We start from the raw sequence: 2,796 nt of genomic DNA on the forward strand, positions 1-2,796 counted from the left end.
TCCTCTGACCGAGCTCAGCGGGCCAGGAGGCGGCGGGCGCCGGTGGGCCACCAGGTGCCGGCGTTCGGGCCGCCCTCGCACTGACCGTCGGACTCGCCGGGCCGCTTGACCCACAGGTAGGCGTCGAGGCCGTTGCGGTCGACGATCGTCGGCGTGTGCCCGAGGCGCGCGGCCGGCGGGTTGCACCAGACGCCCGGCGTCACGGGCTTGGCCGCGCCGTTGCGCGAGGTGTCGACGACGTACCGCTTGCCCTTGACGCCGAGCTTCGCGAGCTCGGCCACGACGGCGGCGCCGTAGGTGCGCTCCTCGCTCGTCGGCCGGAAGTTGGAGGTGTTGGTGGCCAGGCCACGCGCGTCGCGGACACCGGCCGACACCAGGCGCTTCGCCATGTCCTGCGGCGTGATCCACCGGCTGTGCCCGGCGTCGATGTAGACCCAGACACCTGCCCGCGTCAGGCTCCGCGTCGCGTACCGCAGCAGTGCGGTGCGATCGCCCTGGCCGGAGCACGCGCCGAGCAGGGCGAGGGCGTCGGGCTCCAGCACGACCATCGCGTACCGGCCGCGCAGCCCCTTGGCGACCTGGTCGACCCAGGCCTTGTACTGGGTCGGGTTGAGGCCGCCGGCGGAGTGCTGCCCGCAGTCGCGTCCGGTGATCGCGTAGACCGCGAGCAACGGGGTGCGCTTCGCGCGACGCGCCCGGTCGGCGTACTCGGCGGCGACCGACGCCACCTTGGAGGCCGGGTACCCCTCGGTCAGCCAGAAGGCCTGCGCGCGCGACCCGATGGGCGCATAGCGCTTGTCCTTCACCGCCGCGCGCGCCGACGCCGTCGTGGGGTCGACGTAGACCGCGCGGGTCAGGCGCGGGTCCTTGGCCGCCTCGGCCGGGGCGGTGGCAGCGAGCACGGACAGCACGAGGCACACCAGCGTCAGCACCGACACCGGCGGCCCGACGCGTCGCACGGCTCCCACCACTCGGCCGATCCTACGGCCGCCGGGTCGTGCGCGCCGACTTTGCGCCGAACCCGACCCGTTCAGACCCGTGCCACGCCGTCGAAGCCGTCGCGCGGCGCTGACAGCCCGAAGATCTTCGCGATCGTCGGAGCGACGTCGATCGTCGCGGCGCGCTCGCTGAGCACCGCCGGTCGGACGGCGCCGCCGGTGAGGAAGAACGGGATGGCCTCCGTCGCCGGGTGGCCGTGGTTGCCCGGGATCGGGTTGGAGTACAGGTCGGGGTCGGAGAAGCGGTAGCCCGACTTGCAGTAGACGACGAGGTCGCCCGCCTTGGCGCCGAGGCGCAGCTGCGCCGTCGTACGGACGCTGAGCACGCCCGGCGTCGCCAGCGCCACCCGCGTGGCCTCGGCCAGCGCACGGGACCGGTCGGCGCTGCGGCCGAGGTAGCTGATCACGTCGGCGCCGCCGTTGTCGGCGATCGCGACCTGGCCCTCGAGCAGGGCGTTGCCCTGGAAGGCGCGGGTCAGGCTGATGAGCCGGTCGGGGTCGCTCCAGTCCATGGAGTGGTCCGCCAGCACGACGACGGTCGTGGACGACCAGGTGCTGCGGGTGCGCAGCCAGGAGACGAACGAGCGGATCTGCGCGTCGGTGGAGGTGAGCGCCGTGCGGCGCAGCACCTGCAGGTTGGAGCCCGTGAGGTCGCTGTGCCCGAAGCGGTCGATGTCGCCGAAGTTCGCGAACACGAGGTGCGGGTCGGCCTCGGAGATCATCGTGCGCAGCGCGCTCATCGTGAACACGTCGAGGGCGTGGTTGGTCACCGGCAGCAGCGGGAACGGCTCCCAGCGGTAGGTCGCCCGCGTGCCGAACACGCTGTAGAGGTAGTCCTTGCTGAGCACCGAGCCGGTGGTGAGCCCGCGCTCGCGCAGGCGCTCGAGCATGGTGGGGAAGACGATGTCGGTCGGCTCGCCGCACGTGCGCACCTCCTGCCGCGCACGGTCGTAGATCGAGTTCGCCGGGACGCCGCTGCGGTCCGGACGCACGCCGGTCATCATCATCACGTGGTTGGGGATGGTCTCCGCGATCGGCATGGATCGGGCCTGCGGGAACCACCGGCCAGCAGCGCGCAGCGCGTGCAGGTTCGGGGTCGACTCGGGCGTGATCTCGTCAGGTCGGCAGCCGTCGATGACCAGCACGTACACGCGCTTGGACGTGACGGGCGCGGCCGAGGCCCACGGGGCGCCGGCAGCGCCGGAGAGGACGACGGCACCACCGGTGGCGGCGGCCGCGCGCAGCACGGTCCGTCGGTCGAGCTGGGGGGCGCTCATGCGCTGGCTCCTGTCGTGGGCTGGCTGACCTTGCGGACCTTCTGGGCCGAGGCCGGGACCTCGTAGGACGTCGACCAGCTGGCGGTCGCGGCGCGGTCGGCGCGGCTGCTGATGACGTACCAGTCCATCTGCACGCGAGCCGGTGTCACGTCCAGGACCGAGAAGCCGTGGTTGTCGAAGTCGAGGTGCTTGACGTGACGGTTCGCCGTCTTGATCGCCTCCTCGACCCCCACCGACGCGGTGCGCGGGGGTGCCCCGAGGATGTCCTTGAGGTTGTTGCTGGTCACCGACGTGCAGACGAGCTCGGTGCCGACGGTCGTGCTGAACGGGTAGGTGCCGGGGTTCGTCGGCAGGTCGCAGGCCCACGCCGAGTGGATGTCGCCGGTCAGGAAGACCGTGTCGGTGATGTTCTGGTCGGCGAGGTGCTCGAGCACCTGCCGACGCTCGACCGTGTAGCCGTCCCACTGGTCGGTGTTGTACTGCACGCCCTCCGCGGGCAGCAGCCCGATGGAGTCCTGGAG

At 72.2% G+C, this 2,796-nt stretch carries 3 protein-coding genes; all 3 read right to left on the reverse strand.

The features are described 5' to 3' along the window. Nucleotides 1-14: 14 nt before the first annotated feature. Nucleotides 15-968, reverse strand: a complete 954-nt coding sequence (locus tag A6Q79_RS16305; protein ID WP_286691084.1) for a glycoside hydrolase family 6 protein — start codon at nucleotides 966-968, stop codon at nucleotides 15-17. 62 nt (nucleotides 969-1,030) lie between these two features. Next, the gene (locus A6Q79_RS16310) at nucleotides 1,031-2,275 is read right to left on the reverse strand and encodes an alkaline phosphatase family protein (RefSeq protein WP_286691083.1); all 1,245 of its coding nucleotides are present in this window, start codon (nucleotides 2,273-2,275) and stop codon (nucleotides 1,031-1,033) included. Beyond that, nucleotides 2,272-2,796, reverse strand: a 525-nt coding sequence (locus A6Q79_RS16315) for an alkaline phosphatase D family protein (protein WP_317698780.1), incomplete at its 5' end; no start/stop codon positions are given. The genes A6Q79_RS16310 and A6Q79_RS16315, both read right to left, overlap by 4 nt.

Origin of the sequence: Aeromicrobium sp. REDSEA-S32_B7, from assembly GCF_001626145.1 — a bacterium.
In the GTDB taxonomy this organism is placed as follows: Bacteria; Actinomycetota; Actinomycetes; order Propionibacteriales; family Nocardioidaceae; genus Aeromicrobium; species Aeromicrobium erythreum.

Excerpts from the sequence above, each read along its gene's own strand:
- A6Q79_RS16310 (WP_286691083.1), bottom strand. The coding sequence starts at position 2,275 with ATGAGCGCCCCCCAGCTCGACCGACGGACCGTGCTGCGCGCGGCCGCC.